Origin of the sequence: Microcoleus sp. (assembly GCF_041354475.1) — a bacterium.
Taxonomy (GTDB): domain Bacteria; phylum Cyanobacteriota; class Cyanobacteriia; order Cyanobacteriales; family Microcoleaceae; genus Microcoleus.
Window position 1 is genome coordinate 51,660 of record NZ_JBGJZU010000027.1, and the last position, 25,103, is coordinate 76,762.

Here is a 25,103-nt window from a genome sequence, read left to right on the forward strand (position 1 = left end):
CTTCTTCTTAGTCCTCTTTGAGAGGACTTGCGCTTTGAGGCAGGGGTTTAAACCCCTGCCGGAATGTCGGTTTAACGTGTTTGTTGACACCAATGGGCAGTGCCGTTTCCCGAAAATAAATCGGGCGATGGTGAAATCTCTCATCGAGTGCTGATGATTATTTTGGGGTAGAGAAACGGCATTGCCGTGTCCGATTTTGCTAAAGAAACCAGATAATTTTCCGATATCTATTTGCCAAAACGTCCCCGAAGGCGATCGACAAACATATCAACTTCCGGCAATTTCATCTGACTAACAAACACCGCAAAAACTCCTAGCCCAGCCAAACTTGCGACACCCAACTCCACCAATTGAATTACCAAACCTTCTGTACCCAAAACTCTTTGACATCCTTGCAGAGTCGCCAACGCCACAAAAGCCGTGAGAGAACTCCCAGAAGCTAATCCCAGAAATGGCAAACTCCACTCCCCCCAAGGCAAGCCGCCCAGCTTTTTATCTAATAAGTACAAAAACATAATCATCGAAACAATATTCACTCCCACCGTCGCCAAAACTAATCCGGGCGCACCAAAAGCCCCTACTAACAAATAGTCCAGCAATCCATTCAGAAAAATATTGATAATACTGACACGAAAAGGCGTTTCTCCATCTCCCAAAGCATAAAATACCCTCACCAAAACATCCCGCCCTAAATACACAAACATTCCAATACTGTAAGCCATCAATATCGGTGTGACAAACTCAGAAGCTGATTGACTAAAAGCATAGCGTTCATAAACAACCCGCACAATCGGTTTAGCCAGTGTCACCATTAAAGCGCTCAATGGCATCATTGTCAGGGCAGTTAAAATCAAAGCTTGACGAATTTTATCTTTTAATTCCTGCCAATCTGCGGGTTCCGTGAGGCGAGAGAATATTGGCAAAAATGGCACGAGAATTACATTAGAAATGATGCCTAAAGGTGTCATTACCAACAAGCCCGCATACCCCATCGCAGATGCAGCTTGAGGGATGTAGGATGCGAAAAATAGGTCTGTGTAGACATTAATTTGTAACATTCCTGATGATAAAGTAGCAGGAACCATTACCTTAACTACTTCTTTGACTCCAGGACGTTTAAAATTAAACCGCAAACGCAATTTTCCCAAACCTGCACGCCACTGGGCTACCAGTTGCACTAACCACTGCAAAATTGCTCCGGCGAGAGTGCCCCAAGCTAATACTAAACCACCCATTAGTGCGTATTCTGGTTGAATAATTTTGTCTCCTAGTTGTAGCGCCAGAAGTCCTAAACCGCCGATTAGTGCAACGCTGGAAAATAAGGGGCTGATGGAAGGAAGCCAGTACATATCGGCAGCATTAAGAGTACCAAAACCGATGCCGATCAAGCCTGAAAGTAAGGCCATCGGTGCCATGATCCGAAATTGTTGAATGGCGATCGCTTTTATTTCTAAACCTTCTGCTGTTCTACTTAATCCCGGTGCTACCAAATCGATCATCGGATCGGCAAAAATAATTAAAGCGACTGTTACTAACAGTAGCAAACCACCGACTAAAGTGGTGATAGTTTCAACTAGAGGTGCTGCTTCTTTTTTATCCAGACGGGCTAAAACACTGACGATCGCGCTGTGAAACGGCCCGTTTATACCTCCGAGTAAAATAAATAAGAAACCGGGGATGACGTAGGCGTAGTTGTAAGCATCGACGGCGACACCGACTCCAAAGGCTGCGGCGATCGCGATTTGGCGCACTAAGCCAAAGACTTTGCTAATCAAAGTGGCGACTGCGACAATGCCGGCAATTCCAGCTAGGGAACGAGAGGGTTTCTGTAATTGGGACACAAAGGGTTAAAAACGCTAACAGTGAAAGGTTTCACTTAGTTTAATCGGAAATGTTGACTATAGTACCATGAATTCATAAAAAATCTCTTATCAATTACCTAGGACTTACACATTTTGCTGATGACTGGTATATTGATGACTGCCAACAAATCACTAATTAGCGATAAATGATGAGCGATTTTATTTACACCTATCCACCTCTGTTGCCGGGTATTTTAATTAAACGATACAAGCGATTTTTTGCAGACATTGAACTAGATTCGGGAGAAATTATCACCGCCCACTGTCCGAATACTGGCCCGATGACTGATGTTTATCTTCCCGGTAATCCCGTTTTTGTATCTCCCAGCGATAATCCTAAACGCAAGTTAGCTTATACTTGGGAATTAATTAAAGTGTGCGATACTGTACCAACTTGGGTGGGAGTTAATACGGGATTGCCCAATCGAGTGATTAAGTTAGCTTTGCAATTGCGATTGTTTCCTGAGTTGGGTAATTACAGTGTTATTCAACCGGAAGTTGTGTATGGTCAAGATAAAAAAAGTAGGGTAGATTTTTGGCTAACTGGTGAGCAAACTCCTATTTTTTTAGAAGTCAAGAATACAACTTGGGCTAAGGAAGAATTAGCTCTATTTCCTGATACAGTTACTGAGAGGGGACAAAAACATTTGAGGGAATTGATGGAAGTGGTGCGGCTGGGTTCTAGGGCTGTAATGCTGTATTTTATTAATCGTGGAGATTGTACTGATTTTGCGCCTGGGGATAGTGCCGATCGCCTTTACGGAGAATTGTTCAGACAGGCTATAAATGTAGGTGTAGAGATTTTGCCTTGTCGGTTTGATGTGACACCGGAAGGTATTCGTTATTTGGGATTGGCAAAATTGAATCTAGGGGAATAGCGAATTGGGAATGGTGATAACTTAAAACTGAAACCCATAATAAATGTCGCTTTCAGTCTAGTCTAGATCCCCCTAAATCCCCCTTAATAAGGGGAACTTTGAGAAGATTTCTTGTCCCTCCCTTATTAAGGGGGGCTAGGGGGGATCTAGACTTAAATACAAACAAGAAATACCGTTGGTTTGATGTTAAGTTATCACTAAGGATTAGCAATGCCCAATGCCCAATTCCCAATGCCCAATTCCCAATATTCTAACGACCTTGCTGGGAAAAATTAACTAAATCTTGAGTTCTATCTTCGGTCATCCGAATCAAGGAAAGTTTGCTGTCACCATTAGATAGATAACTCTCAAATTTGCTGTTAGCATCACGGAAACTAATCCAGGCTCTTTGTGCTATCTTGAGTTGAGATTGACGGGAGACAGAAAGATTGTCGATCGTATTTTGATAAACTTGATTTAATTTGCGATCGACTGTTTGATAATTGCGACTTTTCGGCTGAGGCATCTGGTTTTGTAGATAACTGTTCAATTCCGAGACCCGCTTTTTAGTCAAATCTGTCCGACAGTTATTAGTAATTAACGGTGCTATTGTGCCACCTGCAAATGCACTTTGGGCAAATTTGCAATCGGCATCGCGAAAGGAAATCCAAGCTTTTTGTGCTAGAATTAGTTGGGGGCGATGACTCGCAGAAACAAGACCGCGAACTTGATTGTAAACTTGGTTGAGTTGTTGGTCGGCGCGCCGATAGTCTATTCCCGAACAAATGTTTAACTCGGTTTGAGTTTGGGGATTTTTGCAATTAGGTTGCTGTGCTACATAGGTTTGAGGAAAATTTTGAGGATTCGTGGCGATCGCCTTTGTGCTCAAACCGATAAATGTTGCTAAACTGAGGCTGGTTCCCAATAACAATTTTGACAATTTCATATAAAGCCCTCTAATTTCAGAGATAAGCGAGACTACACAGCCATCCAGACTCAAACCGGATATTTTGCTATTTCTTTAACTTGTACTTTCAGTAACTACGAATGGTTCGCTTACAATTACAATATGTAGCATCTAATCAAAAAAAAGGCGATCGCACTATGGGAATGACTCTCACCGAAAAAATATTAGCCAAAGCATCAGGGCGCAGCAAAGTTGAGCCAGGAGAAAACATTTGGGTAGAAACCGATGTATTGATGACCCACGATGTTTGCGGCCCCGGCACTATTGGCGTATTCAAAAAGGAATTCGGCGACGATGCTAAAGTCTGGAATCCCGACAAAATCGTGCTAATTCCTGACCACTATATTTTCACCAACGATGAACGGGCTAATCGCAACGTCGATATTCTGCGGGATTTTGCACAGGAACAAGGGATAAAATACTTTTACGACATCACGGATCGATCGAACTTTAAAGCAAATCCCGACTACAAAGGCGTTTGCCACATCGCCCTCGCCCAAGAAGGACACACACGACCGGGCGAAGTCTTATTCGGTACAGATTCCCACACCTGCAATGCCGGCGCTTTCGGACAATTTGCCACCGGCATCGGCAATACAGACGCAGCTTTTATCTTGGGAACCGGTAAACTGTTAATCAAAGTTCCGGCCACCATGCGGTTTATCTTCAACGGTGAATTACCCGATTATTTGTTAGCAAAAGACCTGATTTTGCAAATTATTGGTGATATTGGCGTCGCCGGTGCCAACTATCGCGCCATGGAATTTGGCGGCGATACTGTTGAGCGTTTGACCATGGAAGAACGGATGACGCTGTGCAATATGGTGATAGAAGGTGGTGGCAAAAACGGCACGGTGGCCGCTGACAAAACAACCTTGGATTACGTCAGTGCTCGGACTAATGTGCCCTTTGATGTATTTTGCAGCGATAACAATGCTAAATTTTATAGCGATCGCACCTACGATGTCACCCAATTAGAACCCGTAGTCGCCAAACCGCATTCTCCCGACAACCGGGATTTAGCACGGAATTGTCGCGATGTCAAGATCGATCGAGTTTACATCGGTTCCTGCACCGGCGGCAAAACCTCCGACTTTTTGAATGCAGCGCGAATTATTAAAGGAAATCAAGTCAAAGTTCCGACTTATTTAGTGCCAGCAACTCAGAAAGTTTACGAAGATATGTTTACCACCAAATACGATGGTCAAACCCTGTCGGAAATCTTCTTAGCCGCCGGCTGCATCGAACCAGCAGCACCTTCTTGCGCCGCTTGTTTAGGCGGGCCAAAAGACACTTTTGGGCGGATGAACGAACCCGAAATTTGCGTGTCTACAACCAACCGAAATTTCCCAGGTAGGATGGGAAATAAGGAAGCTCAAGTTTATCTCGCTTCGCCTTATACAGCCGCAGCCTCTGCTTTGACTGGATATGTCACGGACCCGCGGGAATTCTTGTGTTAGAAAGTTTACTAAAAACTTGAGGTAAGGTGCGCATCGCGCACCTTACCAAATTCATGTAACCGATGATAAAAGCAAGTACAATTCTTGCTATATTTTTGATGCTCTACCCGCGTTGAGCATCGGAAGATGGGTTATTGAAGCGTAACCAAGTTGCTAAAACTGCTACTGCACAGGTTGAAGCCAAACTAAAAGTCAAGAAAGTTTCTAAAGCTGACATAAGCTACTCTAATTTTTTGAAGGAACAAACAAGTTTTGCTATTCATTTTTATATCAGGCTCCATCGAGCTTTTCAAGCGATCGCCCACAAAGTTCTCACTACTTAACTTTTTGTAATATTTAGAAAAATAGCATTACATTATTCCCATTTATCGATGATTCCTATCAATTCTTGGGGATGTTCAATCAAAAAATCGGGATAATGTGCAGCCAAAGCTGACTGAGAATTAAAACCCCAACTTACAGCAATTACTTTAATTCCCGTTCTTTTAGCCGCCTCTATATCTCTAACTTCATCTCCGACATAAACCACTTGTTCAGGATGGAATTCATGTCGTTTTAACCATCTATAAATAACTTTGTGTTTGCCGAAAGTTGTCCCAGAATCAATAAAATCAAAACAGCCTTCCAAACCGTTTTTTTTCAGAGATTCTAAAACATTTTCTCTAGAGTTAGAAGTAATAATACCTAGGATAAAATTTCGGTTTTTTAACTCTAATAAAACTTCTGTAATTCCCGGAAAGAGTTGAATTTGGTAAATTTCCTTGCGTAAATTTGCTTTTAATTTTCTAATCACAAACGGTAATTTAAAAACAGAAATCCCAGAGTAATTCAAGATTTGCCAAGCATTTAAATTGCTCAGTTTAGCAAGTTCTTCTTTTGTTACAGACTTAAAGCCAAATTCCACTGACAAACGGTTGGTAATACTGAGCAGAAGATCGATTGTATCTGCTAAAGTACCGTCAAAATCAAAAATAATTACTTTCAGCATTTAAAATACGTTGTGGGCATGGGGCAGAAAAATTTGATATTAGTAATTGGAACCAATAAAAAACCACAAACAAACAATCAACAACCAACAATCAACAACCAACAACCAACAATCAAAAACCAATAACAAATAACAAATAACAAATAACCAATAACAACTAACAAATAACCAATAACAACTAACTATTTATTTGATTTGCCTTCGCATTTCGTCGCAGCATTTCCGGTTTAATTCGCCGCAATGCCGAAGCTGTAAATCTCCGGTTCCATTCTTCATCAGAAATTTCTGCTAATTCCGTCAGTGTCGGCGCTATATTTTCAGGATAAGGCTCAAATTCTGGCATATCTGTTGGTTTAGCAAAACGCTCATTCCAAGGACAAACATCTTGACAAATGTCACAACCTGCTACCCAACCTTGTAAATTAGATGCTATTTGGTCTGGCAATTTTTCGGCTCGATTCTCGATCGTATGATACGCTATACATCGATCGGCATTAACGACAAAAGGCTCAGTAATTGCCTCCGTAGGACAGGCATCAATGCAGCGAGTGCAAGTACCGCAATGTTGAGTATGACTCACATCTGAGACTAACTCCAAATTGGTCAAAACTTCACCCAAAAATACCCAAGAACCGTATTCGCGCGAAATTACGTTGCCATTTTTGGCAATCCAGCCAATCCCAGCCCGTTGCGCCCACACTTTGTCCTGAATTGGCCCGGTATCAGCATAATACCGCGCTTCGATGCCTTCACCTTGCGATCGCACCCAATCTGCCAACACCTTCAGTTTTTTGTGCAGGATTTTATGATAATCCCGTCCCCAACCGTAGCGAGAAATTTTGGCATATTCCGGGCTTTCGGGACGTTGATGAGGCGTGTAGTAGTTGATGGCGACACATATTAAGGACTTTACTTCTGGCATCAGGGCGCGAATATCTTGTCGTTTCGGATTTGCCATCCATCCCATATCACCTTGATAGCCTCGATCCAACCATGCCTGCAATCTTTGTGACTCCTCATCATTCCCCTCGTCTACCAAGGCTATCCCCACCTTGTGAAATCCCAACTCTAAGCATTTTTGCTTAATTAGATTACTATTTATTAATGCTTTCATAAGACAAAGTAAGATATCACAATTTGTGCAATTAGTCTAGTAAGAGCGATAAATTTAGGCTCAAAAATTATAATATTTTCATAATCTTTATATTCAAAAATTTGATTTGTAATTTGTCAAAAACGTTACATAATTCTAAGGAAGGGGATTGAGGTTCGCCTACGACCCGACTTCACTAAAATCGCAAATATCACAAAATACACATGGCAGTTAGTATTCAATCAGCTCAATCTATTTTTTCCAACACCGAGATTGCGAGCGTTGTTCCGACTACCACGGAAGCATTCTACAAGCTCAGCGTTGAAGACCAACTGGCACTATTGTGGTATGCCTACACCGAAATGGGTACTACCATCACCGCAGCAGCTCCCGGAGTAGCAAGTATGGCGCTTGTTGAAGGCATTCTGACTGAAATTAAGCAAATGTCGCCGGCTGCTCAAAGCAAAACCATGTTTGACCTGGCTAGCAATGCTGACACCACCATCGGCCGCATCTACACATCCTTGCGCGTCAACACCAAACTCGGTTTCTGGTACGAACTAGGACAATTGATGAAACAAGGCCTTGTCGCTCCGATTCCCGCTGGCTATCAAATGTCTCCCGAAGCCACCAATGTCCTTGAAACTCTCAAACAACTCGATCCGGGCCAGCAAATTACCGTACTGCGTAATACCGTAGTTCACATGGGCTATGACCCAGATTTCAGCCAAGAGTACGGCAAACGCTCTGCTCCCCGCAGCACTCCCACCTCTGTTGAACAGCGCGTCAAAACCCAGATTGAAGGCATCAGCGAGCAGACGGTGCTCAGCTACATTGATAACATGAATGCCTTCGACTTTACCCCTGCTGTGGCTTTATTTTCCGAAGAAGGTGCTCTGCAACCACCTTTCCAAAAGCCGATTGTCGGTCGCGAAGCTATCCTCAACTATATGCGGGAAGAGTGTGTCGGACTCAAAATGATGCCGGAGCGAGGTGTATCGGAACCCGCAGAAGATGGCTACCGCCAAGTGAAAGTGACTGGTAAAGTCGAAACTCCCTGGTTTGGCTCCAATGTGGGTATGAACATTGCGTGGCGGTTTTTGCTCGATCCCCAAGGTCAAATTTTCTTTGTGGCGATCGATTTGTTGGCATCTCCGAAAGAATTGCTGAACTTGATGCGTAAGTAGAATATTTCAGTTTTGTTAGTCAAAACTGAAACCCGATCGCACTTCAATTCCATTCTTCCGACTTCTATGGCACTTTCCCCCTTTGGGGGGAAGTGATTTTTCGTATATCCGTATTATGGGTCGGAGATATGTCACATCTTTTGATGGAGTTGCTGCCACAAACAGAATGACTATATTAGATAGATTAATCTAAAATTCTGATTTTTATGATGGCAACCACTCCATTTATGTTAACTGAAGCGATCGGCTTGAGCGCTATTCCTGAGCCAGCGGTTCTGGGATACTTTGAAACTTTCAACAGGGGAGATTTTGAAGCAACGGCTAGTTTGTTTGATGCTGAGGGCGTTCTCTATGCACCCTTTGCAGATCCGATTGTCGGCAAAAGTGCGATCGCCACCTACTTAAAAACCGAAGCCCTAGGAATGAAGCTCAATCCGCAGCAGGGCATGAGTCAAACCTTAGAGGACGGCAACATTCAAGTTCAAGTTAACGGGCTGGTACAAACTGCTGTATTTAGCGTCAATGTAGGATGGTTGTTTATCGTCAATTCTCAACCAGCTATTGTTTCTGCGACGGTCAAGCTCTTAGCTTCTCCTCAAGAATTGCTAAGCCTGCGCCCCTTCACCAAGTTGTAGGCTGCATATCCTAACTAAATCCACTTAATTAAGCCTAATTTACAGATAGCCCAAAAGCTTATACCAATTTTAAAAAAGAATGCAACAGTAGTCTTGTCCCTCCCCTTTATAAGGGGGGGTTAGGGGGGGTCAAAGATTGTTGCACGATTTTAGAGAAATGGTATTACTGTAGCAATAGTCTTCCTTCTTTTTTCTACTTAAATACTTCAGAACCCAGACTTTTTTAAGAAGTCCGGGCTCTGGGTATTTTGCTGACCAACTAATCTAAAAAGTAGTAGTCACTAATCATTTGTTACTGCTTAGTTTGATTTTTTACTTGTTGATTGTTGGTTCCTAGTTGTGATGTGTTAGTCGTTAGTTGTTGATTATTACCAATAACCTGTTATCAATAATTTATTATCAATAACCTGTTACCAATTAAACCAATTAAGATTTGTCGGGCAAACTCGCTTCCAATTTCAAACAGTTGCGACCATCTATTTGCAAAGTGTAGTCCACCCGGTCCATCAGTCTGCTCATAATCAGCCAGCCGTAGCCGCTTTCCTGTTTAGCTTCTGGACGTGGGGGATTGTAAGTATTCATGGCGTAACCTTTACCGTAATCCCAAATTTCTAAACCAATGTCTCGATTTTTTAAATTTAAGCGAATTAACACTGGCAACTCAGGTTGGTCTTTGTGAGCATGGCGGATGACGTTGGAATAGGCTTCTGCTAGCACCAAGCGCAAACGATTCGATTGACGCGGCCAATCGACGTGCTCACCTAGCTCAACTTCCAAACTGCTCAGCAGCCAGTTTTCAACAATTGTCAAAAACCGCAAGTCGCTTGGTACGTGAAGCTCAGTATTCATACAAAAATCCTGTAAGTTTAGAAATCCTGTGTCTTCAGACCAGGGATGAAATACGACGCGCCTGATTTATTTGGCGTGAATATTTACTGGTACATGGAGGATACTAGATACCGGGCGATCGAGGCAATACACTTTCTCTGAAAACATTCATCAAAAAGTATTAGTTAAGAGTTAGGCGTTGAAGCACTACTTCTATAACTCTCGCCTCTGGCCCAGTAAAGAGTCTGCAATCTGTGAGCTGTCAACGGAGGGCTTCAGTGGTTGATTCCTGAAGTCCCCGACTGATGGTCGGGGTAGTTGACAGATTCAGAGAACCTCCAGAGAGAGTATAGTTTGGTCATCTTCCTGAACTGGATTGTCCGCTCGGATGTAAGCCAACAAATTGTCCAAGTTAAAGGAACCAGGCTCCTGAATCAAGAGTTGCCAAAGCCCCTCTTGTTGTAGCATAGAACGAGTTTGTTCTCCCCCAGGAACAGCCTCAGTCATGACAGTAGCTTCAGTAATCCCATCACTCGTCAGCAGAAATACATCTCCTGACTTTAATTGGATCGTACCCCCTTTACCCTTCCAAACTGGCAGTATCCCCAAGGGAATGCCACGAGCTTTCAGGAAATTGGGCTCTACTGGTGCGGAACCGCTAGCGGCTTGAGCTTTCACCTCTGAGTGAGACCAAACTATCGGATAGATGTGACCGGCATTAGCAAAAGCCAGGTGTCCCGTGGAGGGTGTGTAACGAGCCACAACCATTGTAATAAAATGGTTGTTGCCGATCAGGTCATCTGACATACTACTATTCATGTTCGTCATGACTTGGCTGGGTTCAGGAGAAATTTCTTGGCTGAGTTCCCGCCGCATCACCGAAATAGCACTAGCCATAAATAGAGCAGCCGGAACACCCTTACCGGAAACATCTCCCACAGCTATCCAAATATCCCCTTGAGAGTGGACGTAGACCTCAAAAAAGTCACCTCCTACTTCGCGGGCGGGATAGCAACAAGCTTGCACCCTGACAGTTTCAAAATCGGGCCAACTTTGACGCAATAAGTTTGTTTGGATTTGGCGAGCCACCTCCAACTCATTTTGCATCTGCTTGGCCAAATCTAGAGTCCGCTGATATAGTTTGGCTTGAGACAGTGCCAGAGCAGCTTGAGCCGCCACACCTTCTATTAACTCTATATCTTCCGACGACCAAGGATTAGTACCGCCCTGCTGGCACAGGGCCAGTACCGCCAAGATTTCTTGCTGGTAAGTCAGTGGCACCGCCATCTGAACTGAATTGCCCGGACTTTGACTGCTTTGGTGCAGTTGAGTTTGACGGCTGGCTACGGCTTGGACCAGTAAATTTTCATCAAAAGAAAAAATGCTGGGTTCCGCTGTTTGGGATTGGTAGGGGAAGGTGCTCGGCAATAGTCGATCGCCCTCTACCGGCCGTAGCATACAGTAGTTTGCCTCAAAAGTTTGACCTACAGTTTGGACAATAGTTTGTACCATACTAGAGTAATCTAGCGACCCACGAATTACGCTCATCACCTCATTGAACAGAGATTCTTTGCGTAAAGCGCGACGGAGTTCGACACTTCGTTGCTTATAGTATTTGTAAGTTTCCGAGGCTTGATTGATGACTAATTTGAGCTCTTCAGGATTCCAAGGTTTGGTGATGTATTTGAAAACTTGACCTGAGTTGATTGCCTCTACCAAGTCTTCAACATCCGTGTATCCCGTCAGCAGAATCCGAATCGTATCAGGAAAACGCTCGACAGTTTTCCCCAAAAATTCGGTGCCATTCATTTCTGGCATCCTTTGGTCTGAGATAATCACCGCCATTTCGCCCTGTGCGTCTAAAACTTCCAGGGCGGTGAGGGCGCTATCTGCTTTGTAAACCTGAAAGTCGCGTCGAAACGTCCGGTACAGCAAGTCCAAGTTGTCGGGTTCGTCATCGACTACCATTAGTTTCAGTTTGCTTCCATCTCCCCGACTCATGCTATTCCCTACTCCTAGGCGAATTAATCAGGTCTAAAACTAGCTGTTTGTGAAATACCCTAGGCTGATGCGACGGAGGCGAATCAGTTAGGGGGCTTCGGTTTTGATAGGTCAGTGCCATGTTAGTGATACCACAAGGATATTCGGAACTTAAATCCGGTCGTGGTCTTACCTGACCTCGCCTTAGTTTGGAAATTGTCATCTACTGCTATACAAAACTTGGTTAAACTTATCTCAGCTTCACCATTCAACTAGAACTAACTTCTAGAGGGTCTGCTTCCTGCTTCAACCAAGGGAGTCGGCTCGCAACTTGTCCACAGGCGTAAATTCGGGCCCAGCAGCGCCCTATTTTTCCAGCCAGTCTCACTATTTAACTATTGTTTGTGAAACTGTTGGCTCTTGTTTAACCATTACTTATTCGCGTTCTGCACGCCCCTTACTGCCGTATCAAGTTAATTTTTCTGCCAGTCTGAGCTTAGCAGAACGAGAGCGGGGATTTCTAGAGATTTCTTCAGATTGTGGTCCGATCGGCTTTTTTGTCAGCACCTGCAAACAGTCTGTCCCTCGGAGTTGGTGTTTGACTGGTCGATCTTCGAGACTGTGAAAAGTAATAATTCCGAGCCTTCCACCGGGTTTTAACCACCTGGGCGCTTGAGAGAGGAAAGTGTCTAGAGCCGCGAGTTCGGAGTTAACAGCTATCCTTAAAGCTTGGAAAGTACGAGTAGCTGGATGGATTCTGCCATTCCGCTGCTTGGGTGGGAAACTGCTAGCGATCGCACTAGCAAGTTCTGTTGTACTTTCAAAGGGACGCCCTTGCAGAATCCGCCTCGCGATCCGTCGCGACAGTCGCTCCTCGCCATATTTATAAATAATATCTGCTAGCTTAACTTCGTCCCAGTGATTGATAATCTCTTCTGCGGTCAAAGATTGCTGCTGGTTCATACGCATATCTAACTGAGCTGGATGGCGAAAACTAAAGCCACGTTCAGGTGTATCGAACTGAGCCGAGCTAACGCCTAAGTCTGCTATGATACCATCAAATGTGGCATCAGGCGACTGATATTCCGCAAAATTGCCGTGCCAAAACTCTACCGGAGCATTAGCAAATCGAGTTTGGCAAAAACGGATAGCCTGTTCATCACGGTCGATCGCCACCACTGTCACATCAGCCGCCGCCGCCAAAATCAAACCAGTGTGTCCGCCGCCCCCAAGCGTGGCGTCCAAATAGCGACCCCCTGGACGCACAGCCAAACCCGCAATTAATTCTTGACCCAAAACTGGAACATGATAGGTGTCAACACTGACATCTAATCCAGAGGTATCCTTCTCAGAAAGCTCGATATCCTTCATCGGAAAATGTGGGTGGAAACCCCGTCCTTGTAGGACGGCTTTATATTTGATACAATTCTAGTGGTCAACGACCCACTCGCGACGATGGAGACATAAACCCTAACACCAAAGTTTGCGAACAATCGCAACGGGGCAGAAAAATCGGTAGACCGGGAAAAGAGGACGGGGCAATGGTAAACATCCCTAGAATCACGCACAGTAAATAAGAATTCCTTTTGGGTTTTCGACACATAAGAACCGCTGGGCTAGCGGGGATAGTCTGTGGAGCGAACGTAAGACCATAAAACTCCTGGTGGGTGGAGGCAGTTGCAATGAAGCAGAAACCTAAATCGTGAGGTTTATGAATCACCGCCCTAGAAGTGCGGTGAGGATGTCAAAATCTATAACAGCGAAACAAAAATCAACAATAGCTAGTAATCATTAATTCATTTAATTATGTCAAGAATTGAGACTAGAACGGAACCGATGGTGCTCAACATGGGGCCGCACCACCCATCCATGCACGGCGTACTCCGGTTAATTGTCACCTTGGACGGCGAAGACGTAGTGGACTGCGAGCCTGTTTTGGGCTATCTGCACCGCGGCATGGAAAAAATTGCCGAAAACCGCACCAACGTGATGTACGTGCCCTACGTGAGCCGCTGGGACTACGCTGCGGGGATGTTTAACGAAGCGGTGACAGTCAATGCACCGGAAAAATTGGCAAATATTGCTGTCCCCAAACGGGCTAGTTATATTCGGGTAATTATGCTGGAGTTGAACCGGATTGCCAACCACTTGATGTGGGTGGGGCCGTTTTTGGCAGACGTAGGAGCCCAAACTCCTTTTTTCTATACTATGCGCGATCGCGAACCCATTCTCGATTTATGGGAAGCAGCCACAGGTTATCGCATGGTTAACAACAATTACTTCCGCATCGGCGGAGTTGCGGCTGATTTACCCTACGGTTGGGTAGATAAGTGCCAAGATTTCTGCGATTACTTCCTGCCAAAAATTGACGAATACGAGCGTTTAATTACCAACAACCCAATTTTCCGCCGCCGGATTGAAGGCCTAGGTACCATATCTCGCGCCGAAGCGATTAACTGGGGACTATCCGGCCCCATGTTGCGCGGTTCCGGCGTGAATTGGGATTTGCGGAAAGTTGACCATTACGAATGTTATGACGACTTCGAGTGGGAAGTGTGTACAGAAGCAGCCGGCGATTGTTTAGCCCGGTATTTAGTACGAATTCGGGAGATGCGCGAGTCAGTTAAGATTCTCTATCAAGCCTTAAAAGGACTCCCCGGCGGCCCTTACGAGAATTTGGAAGCGAAGCGACTAGAAAGCGGGCCAAAATCCGAGTGGAATAGTTTTGAATATCAGTTTATTGGCAAAAAAGTCGCCCCGACTTTTAAAATTCCCAAGGGCGAACATTATGTCCGCGTTGAAAGTGGCAAAGGTGAGTTAGGGATTTATATTATCGGCGATGATAGTACATTCCCTTGGCGCTGGAAGATTCGGGCTGCGGACTTTAATAATTTGCAGATTTTGCCTCACATTGTCCGCGGTGTAAAGATTGCCGATTTGGTAGCAATTTTAGGAAGCATCGACATTATTATGGGTTCAGTCGATAGGTAGATTTCGACTGTTTTGGATGCGAGCATCTAACTAAAAGAACCCGGTTTATACTAACCGGGTTCTTTATTTCTCTCTTATCTCTTCCTCTGTGTCCTCTGCGCCCTCTGTGGTTAAAAAAATCTTTATTTTATCTTTGATTCCATAAACCATGACATTCCAGCAATCAGATATCAATGACAGTAACCCCGAACTCTGCGACTTAATCTGCGCCAGAATCGCCACCACTCCGCAGCAGCGAATTACCTTTGCTGAATACATGGATTTAGCATTATATCATCCGCAGCATGGTTACTATAATCGCGATCGCCCTGCGATCGGCAAACAAGGCGATTTTATCACATCCTCTGATTGGGGCCCAGATTTTGCCGAGGTTTTGGCAGAGCAATTTGTGGAAATGTGGGAATTGCTCGTTAGCGGAGCCCTCGAAGAGGATCGCCCTCAAAATTTCGCGATCGTCGAAATGGGCGCTGGGCGAGGAATATTTGCCCAAAATCTCCTGAAATATCTGCAACAGCAACATCCAGACTTATTTAAAACTTTAACATATATAATTATTGAAATTTCACCAATACTGCAAGCAGAACAACAGCAAATATTAGGTGAATTCCAGTGTATTAAATGGTGTAAGTGGGAGGAAATAGTTGATAACTCAATTGTCGGATGTTTCTTTTCTAATGAATTAGTCGATGCTCTGCCCGTACATCAATTCATGCTGGAACAAGGCAAAATCAAAGAAATTTATATTACCACAGAAACACAAAAAAATCAAGAAAATCAAATAAATTTTGTCGAGGTACTTGGCGAAGTTTCTACACCTAAAATTGCCGAATATTTTGAGTTATTGGGAGTCGATTTATCGGCGAGTGTTTACGGGGATGGATATCGCAGTGAGGTGAATTTAGCAGCCTTAGATTGGATGAGTAGAGTGGGCAAAAAGTTGCAGCGGGGATATTTGTTGACGATTGATTACGGCCATCCGGCGCACCGCTATTACAATCCGAGGCGCAGGGAGGGGACGCTACAGTGTTATTATCGCCATCGATATCACAATAATCCTTATATTAATGTGGGGCGACAGGATGTGACGGCTCATGTTAATTTTACAGCCTTGGAAAAGTATGGGGAATTGTGCGGTTTGGATGTGCTAGGGTTTACTCAGCAGGCTTTATTTTTGATGGCGTTGGGTTTGGGCGATCGCATTGCGGCTCTATCCACAAATGTATGGGATGTGGCAACGTTGTTGCGGCGCAGGGAAGCTTTACATAAACTGATCGATCCGATGGGTTTGGGAGGTTTTGGGGTTTTGTTACAGTCTAAGGGGTTGAAGGAGAAGGGGAGAATTTTGAAGGGTTTGAGAGTGCCTGATTAATTATTAGATTACAAAAATTATTAATACTCATAAGTGGGCCTTGGCATCTTAGAGGCATTTCAATATAATCCTGTCATTTGGAAAGAAGCAAAGAATTTCATTTTTTTGCAACACTGTCGAAAATGAATCCAGGACTTATATTGCCAAATTATAATTGAGGTATTTTATTTAAACTAACTCATGCAATATCTGTAAAAATATAATTGTCAATCGTTTGCAGTTGCAAATCTAAATCTATTATTGCAAAAAGCCGATCGCAATCTAAATACGAGTTAGTGCTATCCTGTTTAGGATTCTTGTTTAATCAGTTTTGGCTCAATTTCTTTAACATGAGCAGGTGTCAAAGCTTCACACAATGCGTAGGAGTGAGTTGCCAGAATATATTGATTGCTGGGCGCCCAATCTTTAAGGTCTGATATAATTTGATATTGCCAATCTGGATGAAAAGCAATTTCAACTTCATCCATCAACACAATAGCATCTTCTATGTTGCGGGACTTGAGCCATATATAAATGCTAAGTCTTTTGAGTTCGCCGTGACTTATTTGTCTTGCCGATCGGAAATTTTAAATCCCTGAAGTAGATTTTCTAAAAACGGTTTTTTATCATCATCAACAGAACAGTGTAGTAACACAAAAATTAACTGCAACAGCGTACTTTTACCGCCGCCATTTTGACTTCCAAGCGGGAAAATACTAGGAAAAAAATCTTTTTCAAAAGTGATGTCTATATTTTTTAAACCGCGAAAATCAGGAACTTGAACTCGTAGTAAGTGCATAAAAAACTCCTGGTGTTGGCTTGCATTCAGTTTGGTTAATCGGACTTACTCACGGGTGTTCAGAAACCGGGTTTTTTCGAGAATACTTCGCTACAGCCCACAAAAACCGTAAAAACCCGGTTTCTTTGGTTGTGATGCGTAAGTCCCGACTAAGTAATAAAACTAACTAAAATTCCCAAAATTTCATCAACTGGCGGTAGCGAGTATTCTCTCAAACCAATGGTAACAGTTTGCCCTTCAAGTTTGATAAACTTCCACAAATTCCCCGTCGTAACGCAACCATAGAGCTTATTAACAAAGTCGCCGTTTTTCTCGTTGAAACGCTGAGCCGCAATCATCTCAGCAACACATTGTCCAAGTCCGCCGTTGATGTCTTCTTTTTTAGCTTCCACTACAATCATAGCAGGAGCTTCGATGAAAAGTTGTTCTGGCGATTTGCTAATTAGGAAGTCGCAGACACCGTTAAGTCCCACAGATTGATCTACGGTAAAATCATTGCCAGAAAAAAGGCTGATTTTCTGTTGAAAAATATCCTTTAATTCTAGCAGAATCGGACAGATAATCATTTCCGAACGAGCTTTTTCGGTATTCAGTGCTAGGGCTAGAGGTAGGCGTTTTTCGATGAACTCAGCTAGGGCTGGACTTGGCTGAATCGGGGGCGCTGAAACAATAAAAGTAGGTACTTCTATTAGGGTAAGCTGAAAGTCTTGTTTGACTTTTTTGAGGGTGAATTCGCTATATGACATTGCTTTTTTTGGTAGTCCGACAGTCCGACAGGGGTTGAAACCCCTGTCTCATAGCTAAAGTCCTCTTAAGAGGACTGAAGACAAGGACTTGCGAATTTTGATTGTTTTGTGAGGGCTTGAGATTCTTCGCTTCACTCAGAATGACACAATTTCCTAAGAATGATATAATTTCCTAAGAATGACATAATTCCATAAGTCCGAAATAACTCTTCAGTCCTCTTGAGAGGACTTTAGCTATCAGCCAGGGAATTCATTCCCTGGCGGGCTAGTAGGATACTAAACCTTAAACTTCTCCACAATCCGTCTCATGGCTTCCTCCACATTCTCCCGACTATTAAATGCCGAAATTCGGAAATAACCCTCACCCGCCGCACCAAAACCAGAACCGGGTGTTCCCACCACATTGCAAGTTTCCAGCAACTTCTGAAAGAAATCCCAACTCGACAAACCATTAGGCGTTTTCACCCACACATAGGGTGCATTTTCGCCACCAAAAACCTCAATACCAGCGGCTGTCAATTTCTCGCGAATAATCGCAGCATTTTCCATGTAAAAATTGACTAATGTCTGAATTTGTGCCTTGCCAGCCTCGGAATAAACCGCCTCAGCACCGCGTTGGACGATGTAAGAAACGCCGTTAAATTTAGTAGATTGACGACGATTCCACAACTTCCAAATTTCGACATCGGAACCATCTGCGGCTTTTCCAGTCAAAGTCTTTGGTACAACGGTTAAGGCACAGCGAGTACCTGTGAAACCGGCATTTTTGGAGAATGAACGAAATTCGATCGCACAATCGCGCGCACCTTCAATTTCGTAGATAGAATGCGGTAAACTGGGATCGGTAATATAGGCTTCGTAGGCTGCATCGAAGAAAATAATCGAACCGTTCGCCTTAGCATATTTTACCCAAGCTTGCAAGTGTTCCTTGGTTGCAGTTGCTCCCGTGGGATTGTTGGGAAAACACAAATAAATTAAATCGACTTTTTTGTCGGTGGGAATTTCGGCAGTAAAGTTGTTTTCTGCTGTAATTGGCAGGTAAATGAAGCCGTCATATTCGCCTTTTTCGTTTGCCTCTCCCGTATGCCCTGCCATCACGTTGGTGTCTACATACACGGGATAAACTGGGTCGGTAACTGCGATGGTGTTATCGTTCCCAAAGATATCGAGAATATTACCACAATCGCATTTAGAACCATCAGAAATAAAGATTTCCGAAGCATCAATATCGCATCCCCGCGACTTGAAATCGTGCTCGGCAATTTTCTCCCGCAGCCATTCATAACCTTGTTCCGGGCCGTATCCTTTGAAGGTATCCCGCGAGCCCATTTCTTCCACCGCAGCCACCATCGCGAGGCGACAAGCTTCGGGTAGGGGCTCTGTGACATCGCCAATCCCTAGGCGGATGATTGGTGCCCCCGGATTTGCCTCTGCATAAGCCTTGACTCGGCGTCCTATCTCTGGAAACAGGTAGCCAGCTTTGAGTTTGAGGTAGTTGTCGTTGATAGTTGCCATATTTTCGATCGCTTGAGAGTCGTAGAATAGCTTACTGCGAATTGGTCGTTAACTGTGGGCTGTTGAGGCTGACAGACACTTGACAAAAAAATCAACCTGCTTATATAATTAGAATAGTTTGCTATTCCAAAACTATTATGGATGATATAGAGTATGCCAGAGTCTATCAAGAAATGGCGGCAATGTTGGATGAATTTAATTTGGGTTGGGTAGCTCAACAAGTAGCAGATAATGTAGAGATAGGTAAAACTATTGAGGAGCGATCGCTCAAAAGAAAAACCCCGTTACTCAAGATAGAAGACTATACACCAAAAGAGCAACTTTTGATGCTGATTGATGCTGTCGAACAAGCGACAGTTCATACTTCCGAAATGGAAGATGAAATTGCTTATTTCTTAAAAGTAGAATCAGAAACTTCTCCTCTGGGTACTAAAGTTAGCTTTGCCTCATCCAGCGCCCAAGAGGTGAAAACTATCGAGTTTACTTCTCATCTGACATCCCCTCGCAACAAACAGGCGATCGCCCTGAAATACTTGCTCGAAAAACTGCCATCAGAACCGAGCAACTACATCACCAATGCGGAAATTAAAAGCAAATTAAGCGTAGCGATTAATCCCGATTTTAACGGAGCCATAGAACAAGCAAACATTTTTGATGTTTACCTATTCACCATTTTGTTAAAAGCTATTGCCAATGAAGGAGCAACTATATATTATAACAATGTTTTAGACGAAACACCGAAATATTTAACATTTAGAAAGACCCCAGGCAAAATTCACGGTAATACTCATCCCTATACCTACGCAATAGTGGAATTTCCAGACAAACCAGCCCTGGAAGTTCATCTAGCAGTAAAAGTCCAAGGTAGAGCCGGAGTTCTCCACAATTGCAACCTGTTAATGTTATACCAAAAAGAAGCGAATATCTGTCGCTTGCTCCAGCGAGAACCCCGGCACTCCCAAGTAATTTTAGCAGTCAAATCTCAGCACAACACTTCGGAACTAAAACTAGAAACGGCTGGTGCTTTTATTGGATTAGCGTCAGATATTCGCTACGAAGGTGGCAGCTATTTTATTTCTAATACTTACTCGGAAGCTGTAGCCAAATTGCTAACTATCGCCCGCAAAAAATGGGAGTTAAACATATTTCCCAGAGCGACAAATGATGTGCATAGACTGATGTATTCATTTCAAACGATTTTTAAAGACTTTAAAGCCAGGAATTGAAATTAGGGCATTATGCCCCATGCTTTTAGGCATTCCCCCATCCCGCCCTCCCCTCTTGGGGGGCAGGGGGGTGGCCCCATGCCCGATGCCCATATAATTTAGGATGTTGCGAGCAACCCAACTTGACTAATAATGTTTAAGAAAGATAAATCTTCTCTCCTGTTTACGATCGGAGCGGCTACCCTCCTGATTAGTTTAGGCTTCATTACCTATTTGATCGTGATCTCCCGCGGACCAAGCAAAGATTTGCCCGCAGGGGCTACGGTTGTACCTCAAGATACGATGATGGCTGTATCCGTCAGTACCGATGAATCGCAGTGGAAAAGGCTGCGAGAGTTTGGCACTCCAGACTCCAAAGCCTCTTTTGAAAGACTTTTAACAGAATTGCGCGATCGCCTCCTGACAACCAACGGCTACAGCTACCAACAAGACATTCAACCCTGGGTAGGTGACACAGCAATGGTGGCCTTTTTGCGAAACAAAATCGCCATACCAGTAGCACCGCGCACACCCAATGCACCACCACCTCCCCCAGCCCAACAATCAGTAGCTATTATCTTGCCTATTGCTAACCCGATTAAAGCCAAAGAATTATTAGCAAAACCCAGACCCCTCAACCAAGGAAAAATGGTTGAGCGTAATTATAAAGGAGTCCAAGTTACAGAAACTCAAGGCATACCCGATCGCAATTTTTCGGTGGCGGTACTGGGGACAAACTATCTGGTAGTGAGCACAGAGCCCACAGCCACCGATAGAATAATTGATACCTACAAAGGGGAGCCTTCCCTAGCAAAAACCCCAGGCTACGAAGATGCCCTAGAACAAATCAAAAGTTCCGGTGCCTTCGGTCAAATCTACGTGAATATGCCCGTGGCAGCAGCCTTTACCGCAGCTAACTCCGCCCGTGAATTATCGCCGGAAAACCTGGAAAAATTACAACAAAATCAGGGATTTGCCACCACAGCGACGCTGGATACAGATGGCATTGGATTCAAATCTATTTCTTGGCTGAAACCAGACTCTCAAAAAAGGATGGCAGTAGAAAACAACGCTCTCAAAATGTCGAACCGCTTACCAAATAATACAATCATGATGGTATCTGGTGGCAACTTACGGCGTTTGTGGGAAGATTATGTATCGGGGGCCGATGCTAATCCGATCGCCCCGGTGAATCCGCAAATTTTGCGAACAGCCCTAAAATCCACTACTGGCCTGGATTTAGACAAAGACTTGATGGAGTGGATGGCCGGAGAATTTTCCCTATCCTTAATACCAGCCCCCGCGCCAAATCCCAAAGACAAATTTGCCGCGGGATTTGTATTTATGGTGGAAAGCAACAACCGTCGGGGGGCGGACAAAGCTCTCAAACAGCTTGACGATACCATGAAAATGAAAGGGTTTAGAGTCGAGGAAATTAAAGTTGGGGGTCAACCTACGACTAAATGGACATCACCCTTTGGAGGAATTACAGTTACTCGCGGCTGGATGAACGATGTACTATTTTTAACAGTAGGAGCTCCCGTGGTGGATGCGATCGTCCCGGCCCCGAAAAGTCCGCTATTAAGCAGCGAATTGTTCCAAAAAACAGTGCGATCGCAACTTAAGCCCCACAACGGCAATTTCTTCATCGACACAGAGAGTGCATTTAACCCAAAAAACCTAGCTTTGCCGGAATTTCCCCCCAATCAAAAAATCTGGATCGATGCGATACGGTCGATCGGGATTACAGCGGCAGTCATAGGCGATCGTACTACCCGTTATGACGCTTTTGTCAACCTCAAAAAATCCGACCAATCTAGTCCTTCCCCGAATCCCTCTTCCACTCCTTTGTCTCCTAGTTCTTCTTCTCCAACTCCCTCTGTATCATCGCCATCAGCATCGCCATCAGCATCGCCATCCCCCTGAAAAACCCTCCTTAGCTAGCAACGGGCCTAGGGCCTGGGATTGGACTTATGCGTGCACCTGACCACGCTTGAGACCCATTTTTTTGGTAAGTCCGATCGTACTAATATCAATTCCGGTTGTATCGGAATGATTTAACCGCGAAGGCGCGAAGTACGCGAAGCAAGAGAAGAGAGAGTTTAATACAGGACGATGAAGAGAGGATTTTATATAAATCCGGGTCAATCACCCCCCCTGTTTGATTTTGGTGGCTAATTTTTCCCCTTCTCCCTCTGCTTCTCTCCTTCTCCCCCAATACACTAATAAAGGGGGTTTTTAACCCGGATTTTCTGATAATTGGAGAGCAATTTTTCAAGTCGGCTGTTAGAATGGCCGGCTTTTTTGTGTTGCGAAAAGCCAACGCCGGAAATAGCAAAAACATATTTTTGTCTTTCTTAACATAAAATGCAATAATTTTTAACTTACTTTTGGGTTAAACCCTTGTAAATACCTCATGTGGTAGATACATCTTCCACCAAGTACGAGTTAGAATTTAAACCATAGAAAATATGTCACAGGTTAAGTGCAAATGCTAACAGAAATTTTAATCAAAAATTATTATATAAATGAGTTGTTAACAAAAAATGAATACCACAAAAAATCCGACCCAAAAAATCCCCAAAAAATTCCCAAAAAATCTAACTAAACTGGCAATTTCTCTGCAAATTATTCTATTTAATTTTTACTTTTTATCTGCGAAAACACAAGCCCAAACAATTGTTCCAGCCACCGACGGCACCGGCACTACGGTCACGCCCGTACCCGTAATCGGAATCCCCCCGCCAACTCGCTTCGACATCCAAGGCGGACAATTATCGGGCGATCGACAAAATCTCTTCCATAGTTTTCAACAATTCGGACTGTCACAAAATCAGATTGCCAATTTTATTTCAAACCCCAACATTCGCAACATATTGGCTCGCATCGGTGGCGGTAGCCCCTCTCTGATTAATGGGTTAATTCAAGTGACAGGTGGCAATTCTAATCTGTTGTTGATGAACCCCTCCGGGATTATATTCGGCAACAATGCCAGCTTAAACGTGCCGGCGGCTTTCACCGCAACCACGGCCACATCCATTGGATTTGGTTCTAATTCCTTTAACGCCACAGGCACAAACAATTACACCTCCCTCACAGGGACACCCAACTCCTTCACCTTCGCCACCGCTCAACCAGGAGCAATCATCAACACGGCTAACTTAGCAGTTAAGTCAGGCCAAAACTTAACCTTGCTAGGCGGCACGGTGGTCAGCACTGGCACTCTGTCGGCCCCAAACGGTCAAATTACTATAGCCTCGGTGCCTGGGCAAAATCTACTTCGTCTGAGCCAGGAAGGCAATTTACTCAGTTTGGAAATCCAGCCCCCATCAGGAACAGGGCCAGCCACTTCCATATTACCGATCGCATCCTTACCACAATTGCTCACAGGCATCGGCCCGGCGAACGCTACAGGAGTCCGAGTCAATGCCAGCGGTCAAGTGGTACTCACAGCCTCCAGCCAAGTAGTAGCAGGGGGCGATGTGGCTGTACAAGGTATAAATACTGGGGCGATCGCAGTGCAAGCAGCCAACAACCTGACAACGGGCAATTTGACAAGTTCCCAAGCAAGTGCGATCGGGTTGGAAGCCAAGGGCGACATTCAGACTGGCAATCTCAACTCCAACTCCAGCAACAGCAGTGGCGGCAAAATCACCATCACCAGCCGTACAGGAAAAGTAGAGACAGGCAACATCAATTCCGCCTCCACCGACAAAAACGGCAACGGCGCAAACATTACCATTGCAGCAGAATCAAGCATTCAAACAGGGAACATAGACGCCCATTCACAAGACAAACAAGGCGGCTCAGTCACCCTCAGCGCCCGCAACGATATTCAAGTCACCTCCATCAACACCGAAGGCCCAACAGCCGGAGGAAATATTGACCTTACCGCCGGCCGTTATTTCCGAGCCACAGGCACTTTCAACTCACAACCCAACTGCGCGCCCGGTTGCAGCCTATCTGCTTCCACAAGCACCAGTGCTAACGCTGGGGATATCACCATTCGCCACGGTGGGGGAGCCTCTAGCACTCTGTTCACCGTCGGCCCGGACTATAACCGAGTCAATGGTACCGCTGGCATCATTGCTACGGGGGGACCTTCTAAGGGAAATGTCATTGCTAACGGAAGTTACAGCAGCCCTGGCCCTCAGATAGTACAGCCGACACGAATTAACATTACTAATTCTGTTATTTCGCCGACGCCAACTCCCGCGCCTACACCAGCACCTACACCGACGCCAACTCCAGCGCCAACTCCAGCGCCAACACCAGCACCTGCACCTGCGCCTGCGCCTGCGCCTACACCAGCACCTACACCAGCGCCAACTCCAGCACCTGCACCTGCGCCTGCGCCTGCGCCTGCACCTACACCTACACCTGCGCCTGCACCTGCGCCTGCACCTACACCTACACCTGCGCCAACTCCAGCACCTGCACCTGCGCCTGCGCCTGCGCCTGCACCTACACCTACACCTGCGCCTGCACCTACACCTACACCTGCACCCGTCACTGTTGTACCAGCACCAACACCTGCACCAGCACCAACACCTGCACCAGCACCAACACCTGCACCAGCACCAACACCTGCACCAGCACCAACACCACCACAACCAACAGCACAACAACCACCTCAACAACA

Annotated in this window: 21 protein-coding genes; 10 read left to right on the forward strand and 11 right to left on the reverse strand. The window is 44.8% G+C overall.

Going from position 1 to position 25,103, the window contains the following annotated elements:
• Nucleotides 1–227: 227 nt before the first annotated feature.
• Nucleotides 228–1,841, reverse strand: a complete 1,614-nt coding sequence (gene murJ / locus ACBR23_RS12670) for a murein biosynthesis integral membrane protein MurJ (RefSeq protein WP_371119011.1) — start codon at nucleotides 1,839–1,841, stop codon at nucleotides 228–230.
• A gap of 170 nt (nucleotides 1,842–2,011) precedes the next feature.
• Between murJ and sfsA the strand changes: the two genes are divergently transcribed.
• Nucleotides 2,012–2,740 carry a DNA/RNA nuclease SfsA gene (gene sfsA / locus ACBR23_RS12675; protein WP_371119053.1) on the forward strand — a complete coding sequence of 243 codons (729 nt, stop codon included), beginning with the start codon at nucleotides 2,012–2,014 and terminating at the stop codon, nucleotides 2,738–2,740.
• A gap of 250 nt (nucleotides 2,741–2,990) precedes the next feature.
• On the opposite strand, the gene ACBR23_RS12680 is transcribed toward sfsA, so the two are convergent.
• Nucleotides 2,991–3,665: a lysozyme inhibitor LprI family protein gene (locus ACBR23_RS12680; protein WP_371119012.1), complete on the reverse strand. Its 675-nt coding sequence runs from the start codon at nucleotides 3,663–3,665 to the stop codon at nucleotides 2,991–2,993.
• Between the two features lie 158 nt (nucleotides 3,666–3,823).
• Between ACBR23_RS12680 and ACBR23_RS12685 the strand changes: the two genes are divergently transcribed.
• Together ACBR23_RS12685 and ACBR23_RS12690 are read left to right on the forward strand one after the other, a co-directional pair.
• Complete coding sequence (locus tag ACBR23_RS12685) at nucleotides 3,824–5,146, forward strand: aconitase/3-isopropylmalate dehydratase large subunit family protein (protein WP_371116131.1); 1,323 nt, start codon at nucleotides 3,824–3,826, stop codon at nucleotides 5,144–5,146.
• 134 nt (nucleotides 5,147–5,280) lie between these two features.
• Nucleotides 5,281–5,469 carry a hypothetical protein gene (locus ACBR23_RS12690; RefSeq protein WP_371116129.1) on the forward strand — a complete coding sequence of 63 codons (189 nt, stop codon included), beginning with the start codon at nucleotides 5,281–5,283 and terminating at the stop codon, nucleotides 5,467–5,469.
• Nucleotides 5,470–5,501: 32 nt separating this feature from the next.
• On the opposite strand, the gene ACBR23_RS12695 is transcribed toward ACBR23_RS12690, so the two are convergent.
• Nucleotides 5,502–6,134, reverse strand: coding sequence for an HAD-IA family hydrolase (locus tag ACBR23_RS12695; RefSeq protein WP_371119013.1), 633 nt, complete (start codon nucleotides 6,132–6,134; stop codon nucleotides 5,502–5,504).
• 178 nt (nucleotides 6,135–6,312) lie between these two features.
• A complete protein-coding gene (gene queG / locus ACBR23_RS12700; RefSeq protein ID WP_371116127.1) occupies nucleotides 6,313–7,248 on the reverse strand; it encodes a tRNA epoxyqueuosine(34) reductase QueG in 936 nt (311 codons plus the stop codon).
• 203 nt (nucleotides 7,249–7,451) lie between these two features.
• Between queG and ACBR23_RS12705 the strand changes: the two genes are divergently transcribed.
• A complete protein-coding gene (locus tag ACBR23_RS12705; RefSeq protein WP_341735377.1) occupies nucleotides 7,452–8,414 on the forward strand; it encodes an orange carotenoid protein N-terminal domain-containing protein in 963 nt (320 codons plus the stop codon).
• A gap of 206 nt (nucleotides 8,415–8,620) precedes the next feature.
• On the forward strand, nucleotides 8,621–9,049 hold the full coding sequence (locus ACBR23_RS12710) for a nuclear transport factor 2 family protein (protein WP_371119014.1): 429 nt from the start codon (nucleotides 8,621–8,623) through the stop codon (nucleotides 9,047–9,049).
• Nucleotides 9,050–9,475: 426 nt separating this feature from the next.
• Here ACBR23_RS12710 and ACBR23_RS12715 read toward each other — a convergent pair whose 3' ends face one another.
• The 3 genes from ACBR23_RS12715 to rsmH form a co-directional block, all read right to left on the reverse strand.
• Nucleotides 9,476–9,898 (reverse strand): anti-sigma regulatory factor, encoded by a 423-nt coding sequence (locus tag ACBR23_RS12715; RefSeq protein WP_340523967.1) that lies wholly within the window; start codon nucleotides 9,896–9,898, stop codon nucleotides 9,476–9,478.
• Nucleotides 9,899–10,204: 306 nt separating this feature from the next.
• A complete protein-coding gene (locus ACBR23_RS12720; protein WP_371116124.1) occupies nucleotides 10,205–11,878 on the reverse strand; it encodes a SpoIIE family protein phosphatase in 1,674 nt (557 codons plus the stop codon).
• 447 nt (nucleotides 11,879–12,325) lie between these two features.
• Nucleotides 12,326–13,228, reverse strand: a complete 903-nt coding sequence (gene rsmH / locus ACBR23_RS12725; protein WP_371119015.1) for a 16S rRNA (cytosine(1402)-N(4))-methyltransferase RsmH — start codon at nucleotides 13,226–13,228, stop codon at nucleotides 12,326–12,328.
• A 435-nt stretch (nucleotides 13,229–13,663) separates the two neighbouring features.
• Here rsmH and ACBR23_RS12730 point away from each other — a divergent pair, with 435 nt between their 5' ends.
• Together ACBR23_RS12730 and ACBR23_RS12735 are read left to right on the forward strand one after the other, a co-directional pair.
• Entirely contained in the window at nucleotides 13,664–14,848 is a 1,185-nt protein-coding gene (locus tag ACBR23_RS12730) for an NAD(P)H-quinone oxidoreductase subunit H (RefSeq protein ID WP_341735381.1), read from the forward strand.
• A gap of 148 nt (nucleotides 14,849–14,996) precedes the next feature.
• A complete protein-coding gene (locus tag ACBR23_RS12735) occupies nucleotides 14,997–16,217 on the forward strand; it encodes a class I SAM-dependent methyltransferase (protein ID WP_371119016.1) in 1,221 nt (406 codons plus the stop codon).
• Nucleotides 16,218–16,504: 287 nt separating this feature from the next.
• Here ACBR23_RS12735 and ACBR23_RS12740 read toward each other — a convergent pair whose 3' ends face one another.
• The 4 genes from ACBR23_RS12740 to ACBR23_RS12755 form a co-directional block, all read right to left on the reverse strand.
• Complete coding sequence (locus ACBR23_RS12740) at nucleotides 16,505–16,762, reverse strand: AAA family ATPase (protein ID WP_341735397.1); 258 nt, start codon at nucleotides 16,760–16,762, stop codon at nucleotides 16,505–16,507.
• Nucleotides 16,759–16,995: a hypothetical protein gene (locus tag ACBR23_RS12745; protein WP_371119017.1), complete on the reverse strand. Its 237-nt coding sequence runs from the start codon at nucleotides 16,993–16,995 to the stop codon at nucleotides 16,759–16,761. Before ACBR23_RS12745 ends, ACBR23_RS12740 begins: the two co-directional genes overlap by 4 nt.
• 149 nt (nucleotides 16,996–17,144) lie before the next feature.
• Entirely contained in the window at nucleotides 17,145–17,741 is a 597-nt protein-coding gene (locus ACBR23_RS12750) for a hypothetical protein (protein ID WP_341735384.1), read from the reverse strand.
• A 276-nt stretch (nucleotides 17,742–18,017) separates the two neighbouring features.
• Entirely contained in the window at nucleotides 18,018–19,256 is a 1,239-nt protein-coding gene (locus ACBR23_RS12755) for an LL-diaminopimelate aminotransferase (RefSeq protein ID WP_371116116.1), read from the reverse strand.
• 137 nt (nucleotides 19,257–19,393) lie between these two features.
• Here ACBR23_RS12755 and ACBR23_RS12760 point away from each other — a divergent pair, with 137 nt between their 5' ends.
• From ACBR23_RS12760 to ACBR23_RS12770, 3 genes are all read left to right on the forward strand, one after another.
• The gene (locus tag ACBR23_RS12760) at nucleotides 19,394–20,482 is read left to right on the forward strand and encodes a hypothetical protein (RefSeq protein WP_341739406.1); all 1,089 of its coding nucleotides are present in this window, start codon (nucleotides 19,394–19,396) and stop codon (nucleotides 20,480–20,482) included.
• A gap of 132 nt (nucleotides 20,483–20,614) precedes the next feature.
• The gene (locus tag ACBR23_RS12765) at nucleotides 20,615–22,387 is read left to right on the forward strand and encodes a DUF3352 domain-containing protein (protein ID WP_371119018.1); all 1,773 of its coding nucleotides are present in this window, start codon (nucleotides 20,615–20,617) and stop codon (nucleotides 22,385–22,387) included.
• A gap of 620 nt (nucleotides 22,388–23,007) precedes the next feature.
• Nucleotides 23,008–25,103: filamentous hemagglutinin N-terminal domain-containing protein (locus ACBR23_RS12770; protein WP_371125651.1), on the forward strand; the 2,096-nt coding region annotated here is incomplete at its 3' end.